The sequence below is a fragment of the Arthrobacter sp. NPDC056727 genome, assembly GCF_042790555.1.
In the GTDB taxonomy this organism is placed as follows: Bacteria; Actinomycetota; Actinomycetes; order Actinomycetales; family Micrococcaceae; genus Arthrobacter.
Genome location: NZ_JBHTZA010000013.1, coordinates 67008 through 92770, shown reverse-complemented (window position 1 = coordinate 92770; position 25763 = coordinate 67008). Strand labels below are relative to the sequence as shown.

Annotated in this window: 22 protein-coding genes; 3 read left to right on the top strand and 19 right to left on the bottom strand. The window is 63.3% G+C overall.

What is annotated here, in order from left to right:
- Window positions 1–12: 12 nt before the first annotated feature.
- The 5 genes from rplB to rpsJ are packed head-to-tail and all read right to left on the bottom strand — an operon-like array spanning window position 13 to window position 2785.
- Window positions 13–852, bottom strand: coding sequence for a 50S ribosomal protein L2 (gene rplB, locus ACFRAH_RS14385; RefSeq protein WP_003803804.1), 840 nt, complete (start codon window positions 850–852; stop codon window positions 13–15).
- 29 nt (window positions 853–881) lie between these two features.
- Window positions 882–1187, bottom strand: a complete 306-nt coding sequence (rplW, locus tag ACFRAH_RS14380; protein WP_011692807.1) for a 50S ribosomal protein L23 — start codon at window positions 1185–1187, stop codon at window positions 882–884.
- Window positions 1184–1804 carry a 50S ribosomal protein L4 gene (gene rplD, locus ACFRAH_RS14375; RefSeq protein ID WP_377991575.1) on the bottom strand — a complete coding sequence of 207 codons (621 nt, stop codon included), beginning with the start codon at window positions 1802–1804 and terminating at the stop codon, window positions 1184–1186. The genes rplW and rplD overlap by 4 nt, the downstream gene beginning before the upstream one ends.
- 4 nt (window positions 1805–1808) lie before the next feature.
- Window positions 1809–2459 (bottom strand): 50S ribosomal protein L3, encoded by a 651-nt coding sequence (gene rplC, locus ACFRAH_RS14370; RefSeq protein ID WP_377991573.1) that lies wholly within the window; start codon window positions 2457–2459, stop codon window positions 1809–1811.
- Between the two features lie 17 nt (window positions 2460–2476).
- A complete protein-coding gene (gene rpsJ / locus ACFRAH_RS14365; protein WP_003803825.1) occupies window positions 2477–2785 on the bottom strand; it encodes a 30S ribosomal protein S10 in 309 nt (102 codons plus the stop codon).
- A 394-nt stretch (window positions 2786–3179) separates the two neighbouring features.
- Here rpsJ and ACFRAH_RS14360 point away from each other — a divergent pair, with 394 nt between their 5' ends.
- Window positions 3180–4637, top strand: a complete 1458-nt coding sequence (locus tag ACFRAH_RS14360) for a GH1 family beta-glucosidase (protein ID WP_377991571.1) — start codon at window positions 3180–3182, stop codon at window positions 4635–4637.
- A 50-nt stretch (window positions 4638–4687) separates the two neighbouring features.
- Here ACFRAH_RS14360 and ACFRAH_RS14355 read toward each other — a convergent pair whose 3' ends face one another.
- The 7 genes from ACFRAH_RS14355 to rpoB form a co-directional block, all read right to left on the bottom strand.
- On the bottom strand, window positions 4688–4813 hold the full coding sequence (locus ACFRAH_RS14355; RefSeq protein ID WP_377991569.1) for a hypothetical protein: 126 nt from the start codon (window positions 4811–4813) through the stop codon (window positions 4688–4690).
- 157 nt (window positions 4814–4970) lie between these two features.
- Window positions 4971–6161 carry an elongation factor Tu gene (gene tuf, locus ACFRAH_RS14350; protein ID WP_102973690.1) on the bottom strand — a complete coding sequence of 397 codons (1191 nt, stop codon included), beginning with the start codon at window positions 6159–6161 and terminating at the stop codon, window positions 4971–4973.
- Between the two features lie 255 nt (window positions 6162–6416).
- On the bottom strand, window positions 6417–8531 hold the full coding sequence (gene fusA / locus ACFRAH_RS14345; RefSeq protein WP_003803828.1) for an elongation factor G: 2115 nt from the start codon (window positions 8529–8531) through the stop codon (window positions 6417–6419).
- A 69-nt stretch (window positions 8532–8600) separates the two neighbouring features.
- Window positions 8601–9071 (bottom strand): 30S ribosomal protein S7, encoded by a 471-nt coding sequence (gene rpsG / locus ACFRAH_RS14340; protein WP_003803829.1) that lies wholly within the window; start codon window positions 9069–9071, stop codon window positions 8601–8603.
- A gap of 1 nt (window position 9072) precedes the next feature.
- Window positions 9073–9447 (bottom strand): 30S ribosomal protein S12, encoded by a 375-nt coding sequence (gene rpsL, locus ACFRAH_RS14335; RefSeq protein ID WP_003803830.1) that lies wholly within the window; start codon window positions 9445–9447, stop codon window positions 9073–9075.
- Window positions 9448–9795: 348 nt separating this feature from the next.
- Window positions 9796–13695, bottom strand: coding sequence for a DNA-directed RNA polymerase subunit beta' (locus ACFRAH_RS14330; protein WP_377991566.1), 3900 nt, complete (start codon window positions 13693–13695; stop codon window positions 9796–9798).
- Between the two features lie 96 nt (window positions 13696–13791).
- Window positions 13792–17298, bottom strand: coding sequence for a DNA-directed RNA polymerase subunit beta (gene rpoB / locus ACFRAH_RS14325; RefSeq protein ID WP_377991564.1), 3507 nt, complete (start codon window positions 17296–17298; stop codon window positions 13792–13794).
- A gap of 391 nt (window positions 17299–17689) precedes the next feature.
- Here rpoB and ACFRAH_RS14320 point away from each other — a divergent pair, with 391 nt between their 5' ends.
- Together ACFRAH_RS14320 and ACFRAH_RS14315 are read left to right on the top strand one after the other, a co-directional pair.
- Window positions 17690–18889 (top strand): acetyl-CoA C-acetyltransferase, encoded by a 1200-nt coding sequence (locus tag ACFRAH_RS14320; protein ID WP_377991562.1) that lies wholly within the window; start codon window positions 17690–17692, stop codon window positions 18887–18889.
- Window positions 18889–19398: an aminoacyl-tRNA deacylase gene (locus tag ACFRAH_RS14315; protein ID WP_377991561.1), complete on the top strand. Its 510-nt coding sequence runs from the start codon at window positions 18889–18891 to the stop codon at window positions 19396–19398. The genes ACFRAH_RS14320 and ACFRAH_RS14315 overlap by 1 nt, the downstream gene beginning before the upstream one ends.
- 193 nt (window positions 19399–19591) lie before the next feature.
- Here ACFRAH_RS14315 and rplL read toward each other — a convergent pair whose 3' ends face one another.
- From rplL to nusG, 7 genes are all read right to left on the bottom strand, one after another.
- Window positions 19592–19969: a 50S ribosomal protein L7/L12 gene (gene rplL / locus ACFRAH_RS14310; RefSeq protein ID WP_377991560.1), complete on the bottom strand. Its 378-nt coding sequence runs from the start codon at window positions 19967–19969 to the stop codon at window positions 19592–19594.
- A gap of 74 nt (window positions 19970–20043) precedes the next feature.
- Window positions 20044–20625, bottom strand: a complete 582-nt coding sequence (rplJ, locus tag ACFRAH_RS14305) for a 50S ribosomal protein L10 (RefSeq protein WP_377991559.1) — start codon at window positions 20623–20625, stop codon at window positions 20044–20046.
- Window positions 20626–20923: 298 nt separating this feature from the next.
- Window positions 20924–22033, bottom strand: coding sequence for a GNAT family N-acetyltransferase (locus ACFRAH_RS14300; RefSeq protein ID WP_377991558.1), 1110 nt, complete (start codon window positions 22031–22033; stop codon window positions 20924–20926).
- An 81-nt stretch (window positions 22034–22114) separates the two neighbouring features.
- Window positions 22115–23206 carry a GNAT family N-acetyltransferase gene (locus ACFRAH_RS14295; protein ID WP_377991557.1) on the bottom strand — a complete coding sequence of 364 codons (1092 nt, stop codon included), beginning with the start codon at window positions 23204–23206 and terminating at the stop codon, window positions 22115–22117.
- A 219-nt stretch (window positions 23207–23425) separates the two neighbouring features.
- Window positions 23426–24133: a 50S ribosomal protein L1 gene (gene rplA, locus ACFRAH_RS14290; RefSeq protein ID WP_331572376.1), complete on the bottom strand. Its 708-nt coding sequence runs from the start codon at window positions 24131–24133 to the stop codon at window positions 23426–23428.
- 173 nt (window positions 24134–24306) lie between these two features.
- Window positions 24307–24738, bottom strand: a complete 432-nt coding sequence (gene rplK / locus ACFRAH_RS14285) for a 50S ribosomal protein L11 (protein WP_255768063.1) — start codon at window positions 24736–24738, stop codon at window positions 24307–24309.
- Between the two features lie 133 nt (window positions 24739–24871).
- Window positions 24872–25735, bottom strand: coding sequence for a transcription termination/antitermination protein NusG (nusG, locus tag ACFRAH_RS14280; protein WP_377991556.1), 864 nt, complete (start codon window positions 25733–25735; stop codon window positions 24872–24874).
- Window positions 25736–25763 lie beyond the last annotated feature (28 nt).

Sequence of the window (25763 nt, the reverse complement as noted above, 5' to 3'; positions counted from 1 at the left end):
GTGTCCAGGCTCCTATCGCTTGTTCTTGCCAGTACGACGGCGACGAACAATAAGCTTGTCGCTCTCTTTGTTGGGGCGGCGGGTACGGCCTTCAGGCTTACCGTTCGGGTTGACCGGGTGACGACCACCGGAGGTCTTACCTTCACCACCACCGTGCGGGTGGTCAACCGGGTTCATGGCGACACCACGGACGGTCGGGCGAACGCCCTTCCACCGCATACGGCCGGCCTTGCCCCAGTTGATGTTCGACTGCTCGGCGTTGCCGACCTCGCCGATCGTGGCGCGGCAGCGCACGTCAACGTTGCGGATTTCGCCGGAGGGCAGACGCAGCTGGGCGAAACGGCCTTCCTTGGCGACGAGCTGAACAGATGCACCGGCGGAACGGGCCATCTTGGCACCGCCGCCCGGGCGCAGCTCAACCGCGTGGATAACGGTACCCACGGGGATGTTGCGCAGGGGCAGGTTGTTGCCAGGCTTGATGTCAGCGTTGGCGCCGGCTTCCACGAAGTCGCCCTGGGAGAGCTTGTTCGGGGCGATGATGTAGCGCTTGGTGCCATCAACGTAGTGCAGGAGGGCGATGCGAGCCGTGCGGTTCGGATCGTACTCGATTTCGGCAACGCGGGCGTTGACGCCGTCCTTGTCGTGGCGACGGAAGTCGATCAGACGGTACTGGCGCTTGTGTCCGCCACCCTTGTGACGGGTGGTGATCTTACCGGTGTTGTTACGGCCGCCCTTCTTGGGCAGCGGACGTACCAACGACTTTTCCGGCGTCGACCGCGTGATTTCGGTGAAGTCAGCTACGCTCGAGCCGCGGCGGCCCGGCGTAGTCGGCTTGTATTTACGGATTCCCATAATTCATTTCCTCGTTAAAGTGGTCTCCGCTACGCGAGCGGACCGCCGAAGATGTCGATAGTGCCTTCTTTGAGGGTCACAATGGCACGCTTGGTGTTCTTGCGGGTACCCCATCCGAATTTGGTGCGCTTGCGCTTACCGGCACGGTTGATGGTGTTGATCGATTCGACCTTGACGGAGAAGATCTTCTCCACGGCCAGCTTGATCTCGGTCTTGTTCGACCGGGGGTCCACCAGGAAGGTGTACTTGCCCTCGTCGATCAGGCCGTAGCTCTTTTCCGAAACGACGGGTGCAAGCACGACGTCGCGCGGGTCCTTGATGGTGGCTGCGCTCACTTGGCATCCTCCTGGTTCTTTGCAGCCTTGTCAGCAACGAATGCTTCGTAGGCAGCCTGAGTGAAGACTACGTCGTCGGAAACGAGCACGTCGTAGGTGTTCAGCTGGTCCACGTACAGGACGTGAACTTCGGCGAGGTTGCGCACGGACAGTGCAGCAACGTCGTTCGCGCGCTCGATGACGACCAGCAGGTTCTTGCGCTCGGAAACTCCGCGCAGGGCTGCCAGTGCTGCCTTGGAGGACGGCTTGTCGCCGGCAACCAGTTCAGAAACGACGTGGACGCGGCCGTTGCGGGCGCGGTCAGAGAGAGCGCCGCGCAGTGCAGCAGCAATCATCTTCTTGGGGGTCCGCTGGCTGTAGTCACGCGGGGTGGGCCCGTGGACAACGCCACCGCCGGTCATGTGCGGAGCACGGATTGAACCCTGACGGGCGCGGCCGGTGCCCTTCTGCTTGAACGGCTTGCGGCCTGCACCGGAAACTTCGGCGCGGGTCTTGGTCTTGTGGGTACCCTGGCGAGCAGCAGCGAGCTGTGCAACGACGACCTGGTGCAGCAGCGGCACGTTGGTCTGAACGTCGAAGATCTCTGCAGGCAGGTCAACCTTGACAGTGTTAGCCATTGAACTAGGCTCCCTTCACGGCGGTGCGTACGAGTACGACCTGGCCGCGGGCACCGGGAACGGCGCCCTTGATCAGGAGCAGCGACTTCTCGACGTCAACCGCGTGGACCGTGAGGTTCAGCGTGGTGTGACGAACGGCGCCCATGCGGCCGGCCATTTTCATGCCCTTGAAGACGCGGCTCGGGGTGGATGCTCCACCGATAGAACCGGGCTTACGGTGGTTCTTGTGGGCACCGTGGGAAGCTCCAACGCCGTGGAAGCCGTGACGCTTCATAACACCGGCGAAGCCCTTACCCTTGGTGGTGCCAACGACGTCGATCTTCTGGCCGGCTTCGAAGAGCTCAACCGAGAGCTCCTGGCCCAGCTCGTACTCGGCAGCATCTGCGGTACGGAGTTCGACGACGTGACGGCGAGGCGTGACGCCTGCCTTTTCAAAGTGACCAGCCAGCGGCTTGGTGACCTTGCGGGGATCGATCTGGCCGTAGCCGATCTGAACGGCGACATAGCCATCGGTCTCTGCGTTACGCAGCTGGGTGATGACGTTCGAGTCAGCCTGGACAACAGTGACGGGGATGAGCTTGTTGTTCTCGTCCCAGACCTGGGTCATGCCGAGCTTCGTGCCCAGCAGGCCCTTTACGTTACGGGTTGCGGTCATAGTCTCTCAGCACCTCCCTACAGCTTGATTTCGATGTTCACGTCGGCCGGCAGGTCGAGACGCATGAGCGAGTCAACAGCCTTGGGCGTGGGGTCGATGATGTCGATCAGACGCTTGTGCGTGCGCATTTCAAAGTGCTCGCGGCTGTCCTTGTACTTGTGGGGAGAGCGGATAACGCAGTACACGTTCTTCTCCGTGGGCAGCGGCACCGGGCCGACTACCGTTGCGCCTGCGCGCGTGACCGTCTCAACGATCTTCCGTGCTGAAACGTCAATGACCTCGTGGTCGTATGACTTCAGCCGGATGCGGATTTTTTGTCCCGCCATGTCGCCTGACTCTCTTTCAGTAAGTGCTGCTCTGTTTACTTGCGTGTTGTATGGCTGCCGAAGCATTTGAAGTCGTAACTACCACCCGCCGCACAAGCTGAATCCGGATAAATCCGGGTTCCTCAACCTGCCGGCGCACCCGACCCCCGCGGTCGGGCGTGTCGCGCTGTGTAAAACGCGCGAGCCCGCAGTTCCTTTGGGAATTGGGTTATGTTTGGGCTTCGACCTGGACCCTGGCACCCGGCATTATCCGGATCGGGACGCGAAGAAGCGCTTGAACAACTCATCTAGTATGCCGGAAATTATCCGAGGATGCGAATCCGGCCCGGCAGATCCCCGCCCAGCCGTTCCCCCGGTCATTGCCGCCCGCCTTCTCCGGTTGGATGATGGGTGGATGGCCGTGCAGAATGCCGCGGGAAACCACGCTGTCAATGAAGATACAGCGCGAAATCTCGCCGGGCGCCTGCGCCCCGATTTCACCCTGGGCGTTGCTGCCGCTGCCTTCCAGATCGAGGGCGCCCTCACGGCGGACGGCCGCGGGCCTTCGGGCTGGGACGCCTTTGCGGCCAAACCGGGCAGCATCCTCAACGGGAATTCACCGGCGGTGGCCTGTGACCACTATCACCGCGTGCCGGAGGACGTTGCCCTGATGCGCGAACTCGGCATCGACTCATACCGGTTCTCCATCGCTTGGCCCAGGATCCAGCCGGAGGGCCGCGGCACAGCCAACTCCCGGGGCCTGGACTTCTACGACCGGCTGGTGGATCTGCTGCTGGCCTCCGGCATCTCCCCCATGGCCACGCTGTACCACTGGGACACTCCCCTGCCCCTGGAGCACAGCGGCGGCTGGATGAACCGGGCTACTGCGGCGCGCTTCGCGGAGTACGCGGCCGCCGCCGGCGAACGGCTCGGCGACCGGGTGGCGCAGTGGGTAACCCTCAACGAGCCCGTCTCCGTCACGCTGAACGGCTACGCGCTCGGCGTCCATGCGCCCGGCCGTGACCTGCTGTTCAACGCGCTGCCCTCAGTCCATCACCAGCTCCTCGGCCACGGGCTCGCCGTCCAGGCGCTCCGGGCCGCCGGGGTAACCGGGTCCATCGGCGTCACCAACCTCCACTCCCCCGTCCGCCCTGCCACCCGGCGATTGGCGGACAGGCTGCTGGCAAAGGTCTTCGACCTTGTCCTCAACCGGGTCTACGCAGACCCCATCCTCCTGGGACGCTACCCCGCCCCGCCGCTTGCTGCCCGGCCATGGTTCAGGTTCTTGTCCCGGACGTCCGACGACGACCTCCGCCTGATCAGCCAGCCGATCGACTTCTACGGGGTTAACTACTACTACCCTGTCCGGGTGGCTGCAGGGCAGGGCCCGCCGGACACGCCAGCCGGCAACGCCCGCGCGATGGCCCGCGTGCCGTTCCACCTGGCGGCCTTCCCTGAATATTCCACCACCGGCTTCGGCTGGCCTGTGGCGCCGGACCATCTGGGCATCCTGCTGCGGGAGCTCAAGGACAGATACGGGGCAGCCCTGCCGCCGGTATACATCACCGAGAGCGGCGCAAGCTTTCCTGAGCCCGAACACGTGACCGGCCCCATCGCGGACTCGAGGCGGATCGAATACCTGGCGGACCATCTGGACCAGGCGGTCAACTCGACGGCGCCCGGCGGCATAGCCCACGACGTGGAACTGCTCGGTTACTTCGTTTGGACGTTCATGGACAACTTCGAATGGGCCGCCGGGTATTCACAGCGCTTCGGCCTGGTGCATGTGGACTTTGAGACCCTGAAACGGACGCCCAAGAAGTCGTTCTATTGGCTGCAGGCACTCAGCCGGGCGCGGACACGCGCGGCCTGACAGCGGACAACCTGCCCAACGACCAAGCCCGGCTACTGTTCCGTGCTTGTCTACTGGTTCTTGTTGGCCCGGTTGATGCGCTTGGCACGTTCGATCTCGTGGCGGAAGTGCTTCTTCACCCAAACAACGCCCACCACCACGGCGGCAACCACCAGCAGGAAAATTAGCCAACCCATGATGCTCCCTCTTTGTGGCGAATCTGTCGCGAGCACTAACCCTATCAGGGGTGCCCCCTCCGGCAGCGAGTAACGGCCATAACAAAAACAGCCCCGCTGCCAGAAGCAGCGGGGCTGTTTTCGAAGATCAGGCTGTTAGGCCTGCAATCAACAAGAGTTACTTGTTGATCTTGGTGACGCGTCCCGAACCAACGGTGCGGCCGCCTTCACGGATAGCGAAGCCGAGGCCCTCTTCCATAGCGATCGGCTGGATGAGCGCAACGGTCATCTCAGTGTTGTCGCCGGGCATAACCATTTCCGTGCCTTCCGGCAGGGTGATAACGCCGGTTACGTCCGTGGTACGGAAGTAGAACTGCGGGCGGTAGTTCGAGTAGAACGGGTTGTGACGTCCGCCTTCGTCCTTGGAGAGGATGTAGACGTTGGCCTCGAAGTCGGTGTGCGGGGTGATGGAACCCGGCTTGACGACAACCTGGCCACGCTCGACGTCGTCGCGCTTCAGACCGCGGAGCAGGAGGCCACAGTTCTCGCCGGCCCATGCTTCGTCGAGCTGCTTGTGGAACATCTCGATACCGGTAACCGTGGTCTTCTGGACCGGGCGGATACCGACGATCTCGACCTCAGAGTTGATGGCGAGGGTACCGCGCTCGGCGCGACCCGTCACAACGGTGCCACGACCGGTGATGGTGAAGACGTCTTCGATCGGCATCAGGAACGGCTTGTCGCGGTCACGTACGGGGTCCGGAACGGACTCGTCGACAGCAGCCATCAGGTCCTCAACGGACTTGACCCACTCCGGGTCGCCTTCCAGGGCCTTCAGGCCGGAAACGCGGACAACCGGTGCTTCGTCGCCATCGAAGCCCTGCGAGCTCAGGAGCTCACGAACTTCCATTTCGACGAGGTCGAGGAGTTCCTCGTCGTCAACCATGTCTGCCTTGTTCAGCGCGACCAACAGGTAGGGAACACCAACCTGGCGGGCGAGCAGAACGTGCTCGCGGGTCTGAGCCATCGGGCCGTCAGTAGCGGCAACCACGAGGATTGCGCCGTCCATCTGAGCAGCACCGGTGATCATGTTCTTGATGTAGTCAGCGTGACCCGGAGCGTCTACGTGTGCGTAGTGGCGCTTCTCGGTCTGGTACTCAACGTGGGAGATGTTGATGGTAATGCCGCGCTGACGCTCTTCCGGAGCAGAGTCGATCGACGCGAAGTCACGCTTCTCGTTGAGAGTCGGGTACTTGTCGTACAGCACCTTGGAAATGGCGGCCGTCAACGTCGTCTTACCGTGGTCAACGTGACCGATGGTACCGATGTTAACGTGCGGCTTAGTCCGCTCGAACTTTGCCTTTGCCACAGGTTCCTCCTAGAACGTTTTTCAAATGGCTTACCTTCGACCGCGCTTATCGCGGCAGAAACTCCAGTAAGTCTACTTGGGGGCTTTGGATTGGTGAAATTGCAGATTCAGGAACTAATACTAGTGCCTAGAGCCTGTTCGTGCTGATGGCCCGAACCCGGCCGGAACCAACGTCCCGGCCATCAGCACTAGGTGTGTTCCGCAGGGGAAACGCACCCGGTTTTTCGCAGCTTGTCGCGTGGACAGCCCTGGGGACTATTCGCCGCGGGACTTCTGGATGATCTCGTCGGCAACTGCCTTCGGGACCTCGGCGTAGCTGTTGAACGTCATGGAGTACACAGCGCGGCCCTGGGTCTTCGAGCGCAGGTCACCGATGTAGCCGAACATGCCGGACAGCGGTACGTGTGCGCGGACGACCTTGACGCCCTGGGCATCCTCCATGGACTGCATCTGGCCACGGCGGGAGTTGAGGTCACCGATAACTTCACCCATGTATTCCTCAGGGGTGCGGACCTCGACATCCATCAGCGGTTCGAGCAGAACAGGGTTCGCCTTGCGTGCAGCTTCCTTGAAAGCCATACGGCCGGCGATCTTGAACGCCATTTCCGAGGAGTCAACATCGTGGTACGCGCCGTCAACCAGCGTCGCCTTGATGCCAACAACCGGGTAACCGGCCAGGACACCGTCGTTCAGTGCGTCCTGGATACCGGCGTCGACCGACGGGATGTACTCGCGCGGAACGCGGCCACCGGTGACCTTGTTCTCGAACTCGTACAGCTCGCCTTCCGCGGTGTCCAGCGGCTCGATCGCGATCTGGATCTTTGCGAACTGGCCGGAACCACCGGTCTGCTTCTTGTGCGTGTAGTCGTGACGCTCAACAGCACGCTTGATGGTTTCGCGGTAAGCAACCTGCGGCTTGCCAACGTTGGCTTCAACCTTGAATTCGCGGCGCATGCGGTCCACCAGGATGTCCAGGTGGAGCTCGCCCATGCCGGCGATGATGGTCTGGCCGGTGTCTTCGTTGAGGGAGACCTGGAAGGTCGGGTCCTCAGCGGAGAGCTTCTGGATGGCCGTGGAGAGCTTCTCCTGGTCACCCTTGGTGTTGGGTTCGATGGCAACCGAGATCACGGGCTCCGGGAAGCTCATGGACTCGAGCACGATCTGGTTGCTGGAGTCACACAGGGTGTCGCCCGTGGTGGTGTCCTTCAGGCCGATCGCTGCGTAGATGTGCCCGGCGGTAGCGCCCTCAACAGGCATTTCCTTGTTGGCGTGCATCTGGAACAGCTTGCCGATGCGCTCCTTCTTGCCCTTGGTGGAGTTGACCACCTGCGCGCCTGCTTCCACATGACCGGAGTACACGCGGATGAAGGTGAGCTGGCCGAAGAACGGGTGCGCAGCAATCTTGAACGCGAGAGCCGAGAACGGCTCCTCGGCGGACGGCTTGCGGGTCAGTTCCTTCTCTTCGTCGCGGGGATCGTGACCGATCATTGGCGGGACGTCGAGCGGGTTCGGCAGGTAGTCGACAACTGCATCGAGCATCGGCTGAACGCCACGGTTCTTGAACGCGGAGCCACAGAACACCGGGTAGAGCTCGGAGTTGATCGTCATCTTGCGGATGCCGGCCTTGAGTTCGTCGATGGTGAGTTCTTCACCTTCGAGGTACTTCTCCATGAGTTCTTCGGAGGCCTCAGCAACGGTCTCCACGAGGGTTGAACGGTATTCCTCGGCCTTGGCCTTGAGGTCTTCCGGGATCTCGCGGATTTCGTACTTGGCACCCATGGTGACGTCACCCTTGGCATCGCCGGGCCACACCAGAGCGCGCATGTAGAGCAGGTCCACGACGCCGATGAAGTCGTTCTCGGCACCGATGGGCAGCTGCATGACCAGCGGCTTGGCACCGAGGCGGCTGATGATGGTGTCTACGGTGAAGTAGAAGTCAGCGCCGAGCTTGTCCATCTTGTTGACGAAGCAGATACGCGGAACGTTGTACTTGTCAGCCTGGCGCCAAACGGTCTCAGACTGCGGCTCAACGCCTTCCTTGCCATCGAAGACGGCAACTGCACCGTCGAGGACGCGCAGGGAGCGCTCAACCTCAACGGTGAAGTCCACGTGGCCCGGGGTGTCGATGATGTTGATCTGGTTGTTTTCCCAGAAGCAGGTCACGGCGGCAGACGTGATGGTGATGCCGCGTTCCTTTTCCTGTTCCATCCAGTCGGTGGTCGAAGCGCCGTCGTGCGTTTCGCCAATCTTGTGGTTCACACCTGTGTAGAACAGGATGCGCTCGGTGGTGGTGGTCTTGCCGGCATCGATGTGGGCCATGATGCCGATGTTGCGGACCTTACTAAGGTCTGTAAGCACGTCCTGTGCCACGGTGTCTCCCTTTCGGATGGACTACGCGTTCGCCGCCGGCTCGGTGGAGCCGGCGGCGTACGGGAAGTTTTACCAGCGGTAGTGGGCGAAGGCCTTGTTGGACTCGGCCATCTTGTGGGTGTCTTCGCGACGCTTCACAGCGGCACCGAGACCGTTCGAGGCATCCAGGATTTCGTTCTGGAGGCGCTCGGTCATCGTCTTTTCGCGGCGGGCCTTGGAGTAGCCGACCAGCCAGCGCAGGGCGAGGGCGGTGGAGCGGCCCGGCTTGACCTCAACCGGAACCTGGTAGGTGGCGCCACCGACACGGCGGGAGCGGACCTCGAGGGACGGCTTGACGTTGTCCATGGCCTTCTTGAGGGCTGCAACGGGGTCGCCGCCGGACTTGGCGCGTGCACCTTCGAGGGCACCGTAAACGATGCGCTCGGCGGTGGACTTCTTGCCGTCAACCAGCACCTTGTTGATCAGCTGGGTAACCAGCGGGGAGCCGTAGACGGGATCTGATACGAGCGGCCGCTTGGGGGCCGGACCCTTGCGAGGCATATTACTTCTTCTCCATCTTTGCGCCGTAGCGGCTGCGGGCCTGCTTGCGGTTCTTGACACCCTGGGTATCGAGGGCACCGCGGACGATCTTGTAACGGACACCCGGGAGGTCCTTCACACGACCACCACGGACGAGCACGATGGAGTGCTCCTGCAGGTTGTGGCCAACACCGGGGATGTAGGCGGTAACTTCAATGCCACCGTTGAGGCGCACACGTGCAACCTTACGCAGAGCCGAGTTCGGCTTCTTCGGGGTGGTGGTGTAGACGCGGGTGCAAACACCGCGGCGCATCGGGCTGCCCTTAAGCGCGGGAGCCTTGGTCTTTGAGACCTTCGGCGTGCGGCCCTTGCGGACCAGCTGGTTAATCGTAGGCACTTTCGTGTTCTCCGTTGGTTTGATCTCTGCCCCCGCACCCAGGCGTCAGCCTGTGTTCGCGCGAGAGCTTTGGCGTTGTCCATGCGGCCTGGGTCCAAAGACCCGATGGGCGTGCAAAAGTGCGGCATTCGTTGCGCACGTAGCCCGCAACCCGGAAACAGGCTCCACCCAACATCATGAGAACAAAACCAAAATGATGCTGCGGCGGCCTTCATCCACTGCCACACAGAACAATTACACAAAGTCTAGCATGGCTTGATCTGGACCCTTAATCGGGTGTAAGGCGCAAACGGGGAAGGACCCCGCACTCAGTGAGTGCGGGGTCCTTCCTTTGCCTAGCGACTACCTTTAGCGGAAGTCGTTGCCCAGGTCGTAGTCATCCAGCGGGATGGCGTGGAACTCAGGAGCTCCGTCACCGCCCAGCGTGTCGTAGGAGAAATCGCTGAATGCGCTCGGGCCGGTGAACAGGTTGGCCTTTGCTTCTTCAGTCGGTTCCACCGTGATCTCGGTGTAGCGCGGGAGGCCCGTGCCGGCCGGGATTAGCTTACCGATGATGACGTTCTCCTTAAGGCCGAGGAGCGGGTCGCTCTTGCCTTCCATGGCCGCCTGCGTCAGGACGCGGGTGGTCTCCTGGAAGGAAGCTGCCGACAGCCAGGACTCGGTGGCCAGCGACGCCTTGGTGATACCCATGAGCTCGGGACGTCCGGAAGCCGGAGTCTTGCCCTCGGATACAACGCGGCGGTTGGCGTCCTCGAACCGGGAACGCTCGGCCAGCTCACCGGGGAGCAGGTCGGAGTCGCCGGATTCGATGACCGTGACGCGGCGCAGCATCTGGCGGACGATGACTTCCACGTGCTTGTCGTGGATGCCAATGCCCTGGCTGCGGTACACGCCCTGCACTTCGTCCACGAGGAACTTCTGTGCGGCACGCGGACCCATGATGCGCAGGACCTGCTTCGGGTCGACCGGACCGTTGATGAGCTTCTGGCCCACCGTGACGTGCTGGCCGTCTTCGATCAGGAGTCGCGACCGGCGCAGGACCGGGTAGGCGATCTCTTCGGAACCGTCGTCCGGAGTGATCACCAGGCGCATCTGGCGCTCGGATTCCTCGATGGTGATGCGGCCGGCCGCTTCCGCAATCGGCGCCACACCCTTCGGGGTACGGGCTTCGAAGAGCTCCTGGATACGGGGCAGACCCTGCGTGATGTCGTCGCCACCGCTGGCGGAAACAGCACCACCGGTGTGGAACGTACGCATGGTCAGCTGGGTACCCGGCTCACCGATCGACTGGGCGGCGATGATGCCGACAGCCTCTCCGATGTCCACGGTCTTGCCGGTGGCCAGCGAACGGCCGTAGCACAGGGCACAGGTTCCGACGCTGGACTCACAGGTGAGCACGGAGCGGACCTTGACCTCGGTGATGCCGGCTGCGAACAGCTCAGCGATCACGACGTCGCCGCAGTCGGTGCCGGCCGGAGCCAGGACGTTGCCCTTGGAGTCGACGACGTCCACGGCCAGCGTACGGGCGTAGGCGCTGTTCTCGACGTTCTCGTCCAGGGTCAGCTCACCGTTGGCGTCAGCCACGGCGATCGGCGTGACGAGACCGCGCTCGGTGCCGCAGTCCTCTTCACGGACGATGACGTCCTGCGAAACGTCCACCAGACGACGGGTCAGGTAACCCGAGTTGGCGGTACGCAGGGCGGTATCGGCCAGACCCTTACGTGCACCGTGCGTCGCGATGAAGTACTCCAGCACCGACAGGCCCTCACGGTAGGAGGACTTGATCGGACGCGGGATGATTTCACCCTTCGGGTTGGCCACCAGGCCACGGATACCCGCGATCTGGCGGACCTGCATCCAGTTACCACGTGCACCGGAGGACACCATGCGGTTGATGGTGTTCATCGGCGACAGGCTGTCGCGCATGACCTGGGCGATCTCGTTGGTCGCCTTGTTCCAGATCTCGATCAGTTCCTGGCGACGCTCGTCGTCGTCGATCAGGCCCTTGTCGTACTGGCCCTGGATCTTGGCGGCGCGCTCCTCGTAACCGGCAAGGATGGCCGGCTTCTCTTCCGGAACCTCGATGTCGGAGATGGCGACGGTGACGCCCGAGCGGGTGGCCCAGTAGAAACCGGCATCCTTCAGGTTGTCCAGCGTTGCAGCCGTGACAACCTTCGGGTAGCGCTCCGCGAGGTCGTTGACGATGCGGGACAGCTCGCCCTTGTCGGCAACAGCCTCAACCCACGGGTAGTCCTCGGGCAGGGTCTCGTTGAAGAGGACCTGGCCCAGGGAGGTGTCCACCAGTGCCGGCTGACCCTGCTCCCAGTCTTCCGGAGCTTCCCAGCCGGCGTAAGGAACAAAGCCCTCAAGACGGATCTTGACCTGGGAGTTCAGGTGCAGCTCGTGTGCGTCGAACGCCATGATGGCCTCGGACACGGAGCCGAAGACCCGGCCTTCACCAGCTGAACCGACACGCTTGGTGGTCAGGTGGTAGAGGCCGATGATCATATCCTGCGAAGGCAGGGTCACCGGGCGGCCGTCGGACGGCTTCAGGATGTTGTTGGACGACAGCATCAGGATGCGTGCCTCAGCCTGGGCTTCGGGGCTCAGCGGCAGGTGGACTGCCATCTGGTCGCCGTCGAAGTCAGCGTTGAACGCGCCACAAACCAGCGGGTGGAGCTGGATGGCCTTGCCTTCAACAAGCTGCGGCTCGAATGCCTGGATACCGAGGCGGTGCAGGGTGGGTGCACGGTTGAGCAGCACCGGGTGTTCGGTGATGATCTCTTCCAGCACGTCCCAGACCTGCGGGCGGTAACGCTCCACCATGCGCTTGGCCGACTTGATGTTCTGCGCGTGGTTGAGGTCAACCAGTCGCTTCATCACGAACGGCTTGAAGAGCTCCAGTGCCATCTGCTTGGGCAGGCCGCACTGGTGCAGCTTCAGCTGCGGGCCGACGACGATGACCGAACGGCCGGAGTAGTCGACGCGCTTGCCGAGCAGGTTCTGGCGGAAACGGCCCTGCTTGCCCTTGAGCATGTCGCTCAGGGACTTCAGCGGACGGTTGCCCGGTCCGGTGACCGGACGGCCGCGGCGGCCGTTGTCGAAGAGGCTGTCAACAGCTTCCTGAAGCATGCGCTTCTCGTTGTTGACGATGATCTCCGGGGCACCCAGGTCAAGCAGTCGCTTGAGTCGGTTGTTGCGGTTGATCACGCGGCGGTAGAGGTCGTTGAGGTCGGAGGTCGCGAAGCGGCCACCGTCCAGCTGGACCATCGGGCGCAGTTCCGGCGGGATCACCGGGACGGCGTCCAGCACCATGCCGAGCGGGCTGTTGTTGGTGGTCAGGAATGCGTTGACCACCTTCAGGCGCTTCAGGGCACGGGTCTTGCGCTGGCCCTTGCCGTTGGCGATGATGTCGCGCAGGTTGTCGGACTCGGCCTGCATGTCGAAGTTCTCAAGGCGCTTCTTGATGGCCTCGGCACCCATGGAGCCTTCGAAGTACATGCCGTAGCGGTCGCGCAGTTCGCGGTACAGGCCCTCGTCACCTTCGAGGTCGGCGACCTTGAGGTTCTTGAAGCGGTCCCAGACCTGCTCGAGGCGCTCGATCTCGGCGTCGGCGCGCTTGCGGACGTTCGCCATCTGGCGGTCAGCGGAGTCGCGTGCCTTCTTCTTGTCGGCAGCCTTGGCACCCTCACCCTCGAGACGGGCAAGCTCGTTCTCGAGGTCGCGGGCGATCGCGGCGATGTCGGAGTCGCGGTTGTCGATCAGCTGCTTCTTCTCGACGTCGTGCTCAACCTGCAGGTTGGGCAGTTCCGCGTGGCGGTTTTCTTCGTCGACGCTGGTGATCATGTAGGCAGCGAAGTAGATGACCTTTTCGAGGTCCTTCGGAGCCAGGTCAAGGAGGTAGCCCAGGCGGGACGGAACACCCTTGAAGTACCAGATGTGGGTTACGGGAGCAGCCAGTTCGATGTGGCCCATGCGCTCACGGCGCACCTTGGCGCGGGTGACCTCAACGCCACAGCGCTCACAGATGATGCCCTTGAAGCGCACGCGCTTGTACTTGCCGCAGTAGCATTCCCAGTCACGGGACGGGCCGAAGATCTTCTCGCAGAAGAGGCCGTCCTTCTCGGGCTTGAGCGTGCGGTAGTTGATGGTTTCCGGCTTCTTAACCTCGCCGTACGACCAGCCGCGGATGTCTTCCGCGGTGGCGAGGCCGATCTGCATGAGGCCGAAGGAGGATTCGCTGGACATATGGTCCCTGTTCTCTCTTGTTCTCTAAATTCTGAAGTCTTGGGTGCGGTGAGGAGGTGAGGTACGACGGCGGGCGGTCGCCCGCCGTCGTAATCCCTAGACCTCTTCTACGGAGCTGGGCTCTGCACGAGACAGATCGATGCCCAGTTCTTCCGCAGCCGTGAAGACTGCGTCATCAGAGTCACGCATTTCAATCGTGGTTCCGTCGGTGGAAAGAACTTCCACGTTCAGGCACAGCGACTGCATTTCCTTGATCAACACCTTGAAGGATTCGGGAACACCCGGCTCGGGGATGTTCTCGCCCTTAACGATCGCCTCGTAGACCTTCACGCGGCCGTGAATGTCATCGGACTTGATCGTGAGCAGTTCCTGGAGCGTGTAGGCGGCGCCGTAAGCTTCGAGCGCCCACACTTCCATTTCACCGAAGCGCTGGCCACCGAACTGTGCCTTACCACCCAGCGGCTGCTGCGTGATCATGGAGTACGGGCCGGTGGAGCGGGCGTGGATCTTGTCGTCCACCAGGTGGTGGAGCTTCAGGATGTACATGTAGCCGACCGAGATCGGATCCGGGAACGGCTCGCCGGAGCGTCCGTCGAACAGGCGCGTCTTGCCCGAGGAGTTGATCAGGCGTTCGCCGTCGCGGGTCACGTTGGTGGAATCGAGCAGGCCCGTGATTTCCTCTTCGCGGGCGCCGTCGAAGACCGGCGTTGCAACAGTGGTCTGGCCACTCTCGCGCGGCAGGTTCGGCAGCTGCTTGGCCCACTCCGGCTCGCCTTCGATCTTCCAGCCCGTCTTGGCAACCCAGCCGAGGTGCGTTTCCAGCACCTGGCCGACGTTCATACGGCCCGGAACACCCAGCGGGTTCAGGACGATGTCAACGGGCGTACCGTCGGCAAGGAAGGGCATGTCCTCGATCGGCAGGATCTTGGAGATAACACCCTTGTTGCCGTGGCGGCCGGCGAGCTTGTCGCCGTCGGTGATCTTGCGCTTGGCAGCCACGTAGACGCGGACCAGCTGGTTGACGCCCGGGGGCAGTTCGTCGTCGTTGTCGCGGTCGAAGACGCGCACGCCGATGACGGTGCCGGACTCGCCGTGCGGAACCTTCAGGGAGGTGTCGCGGACTTCGCGGGACTTCTCACCGAAGATGGCGCGGAGCAGACGCTCTTCCGGGGTCAGTTCGGTTTCACCCTTCGGGGTGACCTTTCCGACCAGGATGTCGCCGGCTTCAACCTCGGCACCGATGTGGATGATGCCGCGCTCGTCCAGGCCCGCCAGCACTTCCTCGGACACGTTGGGGATGTCACGGGTGATTTCCTCGGCACCAAGCTTGGTGTCGCGGGCATCGATCTCGTGCTCCTCGATGTGGATGGAGGAAAGGACGTCCTCGGCAACGATGCGCTGCGAGAGGATGATGGCGTCCTCGAAGTTGTGGCCTTCCCATGACATGAATGCCACGAGGAGGTTCTTACCGAGGGCGAGCTCGCCCTGGTCCGTTGCCGGGCCGTCGGCGATGATGCCGCCAACTTCCAAGCGCTGGCCTTCGTTCACCAGGACACGGTTGTTGTAGCAGTTGCCCTGGTTGGAGCGGGCGAACTTGTTGATGCGGTAGTTGGTTTCCGTGCCGTCGTCGTTGAGCATGATGACGAGCTCGGCGGAAACCTCGGTAACCACACCGGCCTTCTTGGCGATGGTGACGTCACCGGCGTCGACGGCTGCTGCACGTTCCATGCCGGTACCCACGAACGGGGCCTCGGAACGGACCAGCGGCACAGCCTGGCGCTGCATGTTGGCACCCATGAGTGCACGGTTGGCGTCGTCGTGCTCGAGGAACGGGATCAGGGCGGTTGCCACGGACACCATCTGGCGCGGGGAAACGTCCATGAACTGGACGTCCTCGGCGGGAACGAGCACGGGCTCGCCTCCACCACCGCGGGCACGGACCAGGACGGTCTCTTCAGCGAAGCGCTTGTTCTCGTCGAGCGGGGCGTTGGCCTGTGCGATCAGGACCTCTGCCTCGTCGTCGGCCGTCAGGTACTGGACGTCGTCGGAAACGACGCCGTCCTTGACCAGGCGGTATGGCGTCTCGATGAAGCCGAACGGGTTGATGCGGCCGTAGGACGCCAGCGAACCGATCAGACCAATGTTCGGGCCCTCAGGGGTTTCGATGGGGCACATACGTCCGTAGTGGGACGGGTGGACGTCTCGGACTTCCATGCCGGCGCGGTCACGGGACAGACCGCCGGGGCCCAGCGCGGACAGGCGGCGCTTGTGGGTCAGGCCCGAGAGCGGGTTGTTCTGGTCCATGAACTGGGACAGCTGGGAGGTTCCGAAGAACTCCTTGATGGCTGCCACCACGGGACGGATGTTGATCAGGGTCTGCGGCGTGATGGCCTCGACGTCCTGCGTGGTCATGCGTTCGCGGACGACGCGCTCCATGCGGGACAGGCCGGTGCGGACCTGGTTCTCGATGAGCTCGCCCACGGCGCGGATGCGGCGGTTGCCGAAGTGGTCGATGTCATCGATCTCGACGCGCAGCTCGTGGTCTTCGCCGTCGCGCTTGCCCATGAGGGTCTTCTCGCCGGCGTGCAGCGCGACGAGGAACTTGATCATGGCCACGATGTCTTCAACGTGCAGGACCGACGCTTCCTTGTCGCCAAGGGAGCGGTCGATGCCAAGCTTGCGGTTGATCTTGTAGCGGCCAACCTTGGCCAGATCGTAGCGCTTGGAGTTGAAGTACAGGTTGTCCAGCAGGGACTGGGCAGCCTCGACTGTGGGCGGCTCGCCCGGACGCAGCTTGCGGTAGATGTCCAGCAGGGCGTCTTCGCGGGTTTCGGTGGCGTCCTTCTCCAGCGTGGCACGCATGGAGTCGTACTGGCCGAACTCCTCGAGGATCTGGCCTTCGGTCCAGCCGAGGGCCTTCAGCAGCACCGTGACCGACTGCTTGCGCTTGCGGTCGAGGCGGACGCCGACCTGGTCGCGCTTGTCGATCTCAAGTTCGAACCAGGCGCCGCGGGACGGAATGATCTTTGCGGTAAAGATGTCCTTGTCGCTGGTCTTATCGGCGGCGCGCTCGAAGTAGGCGCCCGGGGAACGGACCAGCTGGGAAACGACGACACGCTCGGTGCCGTTGACAACGAAGGTGCCCTTCTCGGTCATCAGCGGGAAGTCACCCATGAACACGGTCTGCTGCTTGATTTCGCCCGTGTTGTTGTTCATGAATTCGGCCTTGACGTACAGCGGTGCCGAGTACGTAGCGTCCCGGTCCTTGCATTCAGCCATGGTGTACTTCGGATCAGCGAACTCCGGATCGGAGAAGCTCAGGGACATGGTGCCCTGGAAGTCCTCGATCGGGGAGATCTCTTCGAAGATGTCGGAAAGACCGGAGGTGGTGGCGACGCTCAGGTCGCCTTCTTCGACGGCCTTCGCAACGCGGGCCTGCCAGCGTTCGTTTCCGACCAGCCAGTCGAAGCTGTCCGTCTGCAGGGCAAGCAGATTCGGAACGTCAAGAGGTTCGTGAATCTTTGCGAATGAGAGCCGGCGAGTCGCACCGTCGGTGCTTGCCGTGTTAGCGGTTTCGTTATTAGAGGTGCTCGAGGCGACCAAGAGGGATCCTTCCACAGACCTTCAGGCGTTTTCAGATCTCCCCCGCTTTTCACCCTGCGAAATGACTCCGCAGTGCTACCATCCGGTTCCGCTATATGACCCGGGACCTGGTTCCGCCCATGCTGGTGACGTTGTTCACGGCACATTGATGGAACGGCTACAGGCTAAGCCCACCGCTATATGAAGGCTGAAGGTAAACAGGGAAGACGCAAATATCTACGATACGGCAAAACCATACGCGTGTCTACCCCACTTGTCAGCAGAATGCAAGCACCGTTGCTGCGGGCACCTAACCGGAATGCACTCCGCCTTCCCAGCGTTGAATGGATAGGTGACCGGGCTCACGATACCCTTAGGCCAACCATTGAACAAAGATCGGAAGAAAACAACCATGACCAATTCCGTGGACAACGGCGATGTTGTCATTCTGTCCGGTGCGCGCACCCCGCAGGGCCGGCTGAACGGGCAACTGGCGAGCTTCACCGCCGTCGAGCTCGGGGCGCACGCCATCAAGGCGGCCATTGCGGCGAGCGGACTGGAAGCCGATCGGGTGGACGCCGTCATCATGGGCCAGGTCCTGCAGGCCGGGGCCGGCCAGAACCCCGCCCGCCAGAGCGCCATCGGCGCCGGCATCGGCTGGAACGTCCCCACGGTGACCATCAACAAGGTCTGCCTTTCCGGGCTGACCGCCGTGATCGACGCAGCGCGGGTCATCCGCGCCGGCGACGCCACCGTCGTCGTCGCCGGTGGCCAGGAATCCATGACGCGGGCACCCCACGTGCTCCCCGGTTCCCGCCAGGGCTGGAACTATGGCACCGTCCAGGCACTGGATGTGGCGGCGCACGACGGCCTCACCGACGCCTTCGACGGCCAGTCCATGGGCCTTTCCACGGAGTCCAAGAACCTGACGCTCGGCATCGACCGGGCCTCGCAGGACAACGTGGCCGCTCGCTCGCACCAGCGCGCCGCGATCGCCTCGAAGAACGGCGTTTTCGACGACGAGATCTCACCGATCAGCGTCAAGCAGCGCAAGGGTGACCCACTGGTGGTCTCCACCGACGAGGGCGTCCGGCCGGACACCACCGTCGAGTCCCTGGCCGGCCTGCGCGCAGCGTTCGTCACCGACGGCACCATCACGGCCGGCAACTCCTCTCCCCTGTCCGACGGCGCCTCCGCCCTGGTGCTGACCTCCCGCAAGTTCGCCGAGGAGAACGGCCTGGAGTACCTGGCCGTCGTGGGCAAGCCGGGCCAGGTTGCCGGGCCGGACAATTCCCTGCACTCGCAGCCCTCCAACGCCATCCGGAACGCACTGGACCGGGCCGGCTGGAGCACCGGGGACCTGGACTTCATCGAGATCAACGAGGCGTTCGGTTCAGTGGCCGTGCAGTCCCTGAAGGATCTGGACTACCCGCTGGAGCAGACCAACATCCACGGCGGCGCCATCGCGCTGGGCCACCCGATCGGCGCCTCCGGCGCGCGGCTGGCGCTCCACGCGGCGCATGAGCTGAAGCGGCGCGGCCAGGGCAAGGCGGCAGTCTCGCTCTGCGGGGGCGGCGGCCAGGGTGAGGCCCTCCTGCTGTACCGCGACTGATGAACGGCCATCCGGCGTCGGGCATTAACACTGCCGGCGGCGGCAGCGGCAGGGAGCGCTTCCTTGCCGACGCCGCCGCCCGCGGGCTGGACGTCGAGCTCGTGGAGCGGCTGGCTGCCCACAGCCTCGAGGAAGCTGCCGGGATCCTCGGCATCAGCCCGGCGGACATCGTGAAGTCCCTCGTGGTCAAGCACAAGGACGGCAGCTTCCTCTTCGCCCTCATCCCCGGCGACCGGCAGATCTCCTGGCCCAAGCTGCGCAGCCTGGTGGGCGTCAACAAACTCTCACTCCCGGCGGCCCACGTGGCCCTGGAGGCCACTGGCTATGAGCGGGGAACCATCACGCCGCTCGGCAGCACCACGGCCTGGCCGGTCTATGCGGACCGGACCATTGCCGGCAAGCGGATCTCCATGGGCGCTGGCCAGCACGGCTACAGCGCCTTCGTGGACGCCGACGCCCTGGTCTCCGCCCTCGGCGCCGTGCTCGCGGACATCAGCGAACCCAACTGACCCGCACCGAAAAGCAACGCGGGCCCACACCTGCAGGGTTCCCTGGCCGAGCTTGCGAGGTTAGGGGGCGGGTGGGGAGGGTCACTTACAGCCCAATTAACCGGCCACATTGGGCTGTATGTGACCCCGCGTTGCTGTTAAACGCAGGAATCCCCGCCCACCGGAGTGGACAGGGATTCCCGGACAAGCAGTGTTACTTGAGGGTAACGGTGGCGCCAGCTTCTTCGAGCTGAGCCTTTGCCTTCTCGGCAGCTTCCTTGGTGGCGCCTTCGAGAACAGCCTTGGGAGCGCTGTCAACCAGGTCCTTGGCTTCCTTGAGGCCCAGGGAGGTGATGGCGCGAACTTCCTTGATCACTGCGATCTTCTTGTCGCCAGCAGATTCGAGGATGACGTCGAAGTCGGTCTTCTCTTCGGCTTCCTCAGCGGCAGCGCCACCGGCGGGGCCGGCAACAGCAACAGCAGCTGCGGTAACTTCGAAGGTCTCTTCGAAGAGCTTGACGAACTCGGAGAGCTCGATGATGGTCAGTTCCTTGAAAGCTTCAATGAGCTCTTCGTTGCTGAGCTTCGCCATGGTTGGCGTCCTTCCTATAAAGGTGGCCGGGGGCTGAATGCCTTCCGTACCACCGGAGTCTTTTTGGGAGAGAGTTAGTTCTCTTCGGCAGCGGCTTCGGCCGGAGCCTCTGCTGCTTCTGCGGCGGGAGCTTCTTCAGCGGCGGGAGCTTCGGCTTCAGCCGGAGCACCGTTCTCTTCTTCAAGCTTGAGGCGCAGTGCGTCGATGATGCGTGCAGCAGCGGCGGCAGGGGCCTTGAGGATGCCTGCAACCTTGGCGAGCTGCAGCTCGCGGGACTCGAGTGCTGCCAGGGCAGCAACTTCGCTGGCGTTCAGTGCCTTACCCTCGAAGTAACCGGTCTTGATGACCAGCTGCTTGTTAGCCTTGGCAAAATCCGTCAGGCTCTTGGCAGCTGCAACTGCGTCACCCTTGATGAACGCGATTGCAGTGGGGCCGGCGAGCTGGCCGTCGAATGCTTCGACACCAGCTTCCTTGGCTGCAATGGCGGTCAGGGTGTTCTTGACGACCGCGAACTTGGTGTCCTGGCCGAGAGAAACACGCAGCTGCTTGAGCTGTGCAACGGTGAGCCCACGGTATTCGGTCAGGACAGCGGCGTTCGATTCCTTGAAATCGTTAGTGATCTCAGCTACTGCTGAAACCTTGGTAGGCGTTGCCATAACCCTCCTTCCGGGGATAGTGCCGGTATTCCGGGTCCCCGCTCAGGTGAGCTAAAACTAAAAACGCCCCGCGCAGATGCACGGGGCTTGGCTCAACGCTGTTCAAAACAGCGGAACTTTGCTTCGTTCACCTGCGCCGGCCGCCCTACGTTCAGGGTCCTTCGTCCGGAAACCCACTGGCCCTTCCGCACACAACTGCAGAGTTGAGCTGAGCTCGAAAGAGTGGGAATCCAACAACCGACGGTCTTTGGTAGTCCAAGCTTACGGGACGGCCCGCCCGAGCTCCAAATCGGGCCCGCTAGCTCCTGCTGGGTCCCAGGTCCGGCAGTTCCTTCTGCCAGATCCCGGTGACTCCCGCCGTCGTGAACCCGAGCTGCAGGTTGACCGTGAGCAGATACCGGTTTTCGGGTGCGTTCCAGGTGTAGATGACCCGTGCAGCGGGGAACTGCTCGGTGAGCCGCTCCATGTTGGCCACCTTGATGAGCAGGCCGAGTTTGTTGCCGCGGTGCGCCTGCAGGACCACGGTGTCGTCCTGGAAGACGACGTCCTGCCGCTGCGCCAGGACACTGATGGTGGTCAGCCCCACCAGCGTTTCCGTGGCGATATGCTCGACGGCGGTCACCACCGTGCGCCGCCCCTGGGCGATGGTGACCTCTTCGGCTTCCCGCAGGATCCCGGCGTCGAAGACGATGTCATCGGTCCCCTCAACCGGCCCGGCGTCACCGCCTGCCTGGTTTTCGAGGGCCGCCACCGACTCCAGCCAGCGTTCCGGGCAGCGGTCGGTCCAGTGGTGCAGGCGGTAGCGGCCGTTGTTGGCTTCCTGGGCCTCCGCCTCGAGTTCCGCCACGAGCTTGGTGTCCAGCGGCAGTGCGCATGAGCTGAACTGTTCAATGTGCTGGAGCGTGTAGCCGGTGCGCTGGGCGAAGTCCACCTCGCGGCTGCCCAACGGCACGTAGCCCTGGCCGGACCCGGGCACCAGTTGCTCAGGCTCGAATTCGTGCAGGGAGGCGCCCGGGTGGTTGGTGTCCACGAGGATCATGGTCCGGCCCTCCTCCCGGGCGAAGTGCTCCGCGGCCTCCAGTAACTGCCGGCCGACTCCCTGCCGCTGGTATTCCGGGAGGATGTCCAGGGTGAATTCGGCAAGGTCAAGGTTGTCGGCGAGCGGAAGCGCGATGTCCACGGCGCCCACGATGTCGCCGTCGACCTTGGCCACCAGAATGACCTGGCGCTCGTACGGGTCGTCCAGTTCGAGGAGCTTTTCCAGCGGCGTGTAGGCGAGGTCGTCACTGCCCCAGGTATCCATCCGGACCTTGCGCCCCACCTCCACCGCGGCGAGGAAGTCCGCCGCATCAGGAGAGTCCACGGAGTCCGGAATCAGCAGCCGCTCGATCCGCACCTTTATTGCCATCTTCCCCAGCCGTTTCCGCCGCTTGCCATGAAGGCCTCGGGCTTGAGTCCACGCGGTGTATCCGCCGCCAGCATATGCCGGTTACCGCCGGCGCTGCCACTCACCGTCGTACCCCGCCGGACGGAACCCCAGGGCCACGTTGATGGCGAGCATATGGCCGTTCTCCGCCGCGTTGAATGTCAGCACCCGCTCCACTTCGGGATGCTCCTTCTGCAGGCGCCGGAGGTTGAGCACCTTGACCAGCATCCCCAGCCGGTGCCCGCGGTGTGCCTTGGCCACCAGCGTGTCGTCCTGTTCGGCCAGCCACGGTTTTTCGTCCGAGTGCTGCAGCACCGAGTAGGCTGCCAGCTCGCCGCTCGCCCTGTGCCGAACCACTGCCACCAGCGACTCCAGGCCCGTCCGCTTCCACTCGTCCTCTACGTGCCGGACGCGCTTGGCGTCCCAGATCTCGGGATCGTAGTGCAGCGCCCCGGCCGGGGTGTCGGTGCTCATCCTGGACATGAGGACGGCCATCTGCTCCACGTACTCATCGGGGCAGCGGTCGGTCCAGCCAAGGACCTCGTACTGCTCCCCGGCGATGCCGGCTGCCTCGCGTTCCAGCGCGTCCAAAAGCGCGTCCGACGGCGGCATGCCCAGTGCGCTGAAACGCGTCACCTGCTCGAGCGTGTAGCCGGCCGCAACGGCGAACCGCACGCCGCGGGCCGTGGCCGGGACCCCGCCAGTGCCAGTTCCGGGTTTCAGGATCCCGGGACCGTCCGGGTCAAACAATGGCGCGTGCTCTGTGTACGACTGCAGGGTGCTGCGTCCCTCCTCCGCCGCCAGTGCCTCCGCGTGCCGCAGGAGGGCCTGTCCGATGCCGCGGCCGCTGAATTCCTGGAGGACATCGACCCTGAGGAACGCGTCCTGGAGGTTCTCCTTTTGCGTAAACCTGACCCATGACCTTGCCACCATGCGGCCGTCCAGCCGCACGAAGAAGAGCCGGAGTTTCTCGTAGTCGTCGTCGCGCCACGCCTCCAGCCGGGCCTTCCGGGGCGCAGCCCGGTCCAGGTTGCCCCAGGTCTCCAGGACCAGATCGTCGCTGAGGCGGCTGAACTCCAGGAACTCTGTGGCATCGGCAGCATCAAGTGACGCAGGCAGGAACAGCGGCTCGATCCGGTAGGAGGGCGTCGTCACCGGATCAGCCTAACCGTAACGTCCTGACTCCAACAGAGTCCGCGTTGACCCCCCGCCGACGGGAGCAGCGCGCCGGGCTGGAGTCCCGGCGTCGTACTTCACGTCCCACGAGCTTCACGTCCCACGAGGCGGCCCGGGCGCGCAAGGGACGCCGCAAACGCAAAAGGACCGCCCGGCAGATGCCGGACGGTCCTTTGATGCGGCCCAGGTTCGCGAGGGTTATGCCTCGATGAGAACCTTGGTGACGTTGGGGTCAACGGAGATGCCGGGACCGAACGTGGTGGCAACCGTAGCCTTCTGGATGTAGCGGCCCTTGGAAGCGGACGGCTTCAGGCGGAGCACCTCTTCGAGGGCGGCGGCGTAGTTCTCGGCCAGCTTGACGGCGTCGAAGGAAACCTTGCCGATGATGAAGTGCAGGTTGGAGTGCTTGTCGACGCGGAAGTCGATCTTGCCGCCCTTGATGTCGTTGACAGCCTTGGTGACATCGGGGGTCACGGTGCCGGTCTTCGGGTTCGGCATCAGGTTACGCGGACCCAGGACCTTACCGAGGCGGCCAACCTTGCCCATGAGGTCAGGGGTGGCAACGGCTGCGTCGAAGTCGGTCCAGCCGCCGGCGATCTTTTCGATCAGGTCGTCGGAACCAACGAAGTCGGCGCCGGCAGCGATTGCTGCTTCGGCCTTCTCGCCCGTCGCGAACACGAGGACGCGGGCGGTCTTACCGGTGCCGTGGGGCAGGTTGACGGTGCCGCGGACCATCTGGTCGGCCTTGCGGGGGTCAACGCCCAGGCGGAAGGCAACCTCAACGGTGGCGTCGAACTTGGACGGGTTGGTGTCCTTGGCGAGCGTCACGGCCTCGAACGGCGCGTAGAACTTCTCCGCGTCGATCTTGGCTGCGGCTGCCTCGTATGCTTTGCTGCGCTTTGCCATGCTGCTTATTTCTCCTTGTGCAGTTGTGGTCTGCGGACCGCGCTGGGCCCTGCCACAGTTGGAAGTTCCGGCGTGGATCTCCAACATTTCAATGTTTCAGTGGTGCCGGTTTCCCGGCGGTGCTGCCCGGCGTCGTCCCCGGTTACCCGGAGCGGCGCCGCATCAGCGGGGAATTAACCCTCGACGGTGATACCCATGGAGCGGGCGGTGCCGGCGATGATCTTCGCTGCGCCTTCGAGGCTGGTGGCGTTGAGGTCTTCCATCTTGGTGGTGGCGATCTCGTTGACCTGGGCCTGGGTCAGCTTTGCAACCTTGACGGTGTGCGGGGTCGAGGAACCCTTGGCAACGCCTGCAGCCTTCTTGATGAGCTCTGCAGCCGGCGGGGTCTTGGTGATGAACGTGAACGAACGGTCTTCGTAAACGGTGATTTCAACAGGAATAACGTTGCCGCGCTGGGCTTCCGTCGCAGCGTTGTACGCCTTGCAGAATTCCATGATGTTGACACCGTGCTGGCCAAGCGCGGGACCGATCGGCGGGGCCGGGTTAGCGGCACCTGCCTGGATCTGCAGCTTGATGAGGCCGGTGACCTTCTTCTTGGGAGCCAATGTAGGGTCCTTCTCTCAAATGCGTCCTGGGGCACAGGAGCGTGCCTCAGGTGGTTGACCGCCATGGCGAGGCGGCCGGCCGTTCCGGAACTGCTAAAGCTGGCCGCTCCGGAACGAAATCTGTGGTGATCAGCTAGATCTTGGTGACCTGGTTGAAGGCCAGCGTTACCGGGGTCTCGCGTTCGAAGATGGACACGAGCACCACGAGGGTCTGGGAGTCCACCTTGATCTCGGAGATCGTGGCGGGAAGGGTCTCGAACGGGCCTTCCTTCACGATGACCGATTCGCCGACCTCGAAGTCGACGTTCACCGGGGCAGAAGGCTGCTTGGTCGGCTTGCCCTTCTCTGCCTGCTCTTCCTCGAAGACCGGGGCGAGCATGGAGAAGACCTCATCCAGGCGCAGCGGCACAGGGTTGTGGGCGTTGCCCACGAAGCCGGTGACACCCGGGGTGTGGCGGACGGCGCCCCAGGAGGCGTCCGTCAGGTCCATGCGGACCAGAACGTAGCCGGGGATGCGGACGCGGTTGATGATCTTGCGCTGGGCGTTCTTGATCTCAACGACTTCTTCCATCGGAACCTGGATCTCGAAGATGTAATCTTCCATGTCCAGGGTCTGGATGCGGGTCTCAAGGTTGGCCTTGACGCGGTTTTCGTAGCCGGCGTAGGAGTGGATGACGTACCAGTCACCCTCCTGACGGCGCAGCTTGGACTTGAACTCTTCGGCGGGGTCGGTGGCCTGGGCGGCAGCAGCGGCCAGGACGTCGGTCCCTTCGGCGCCTTCCTCGGCGTCCTCTCCGGTCACGTCGTCGGCGTCAGCGTCGTCCTCAGCGTCGTCGGCATCGGTCTCGGCGTCAGCGTCGGCTGCGTCGTCGTAATTAGCGTCGCCTTCGGAATCGGGCGCAGCAGACTCAACCTCGGAGCCCTCAGCGGACTCAGCCGCGGGGATCTGGGTTTCATCCAGCTCAGTCTCAGTTACCTCGAGCTCCTGCTCAGACACTTGGTCTCCTGCTTCCTCATTGCTAATT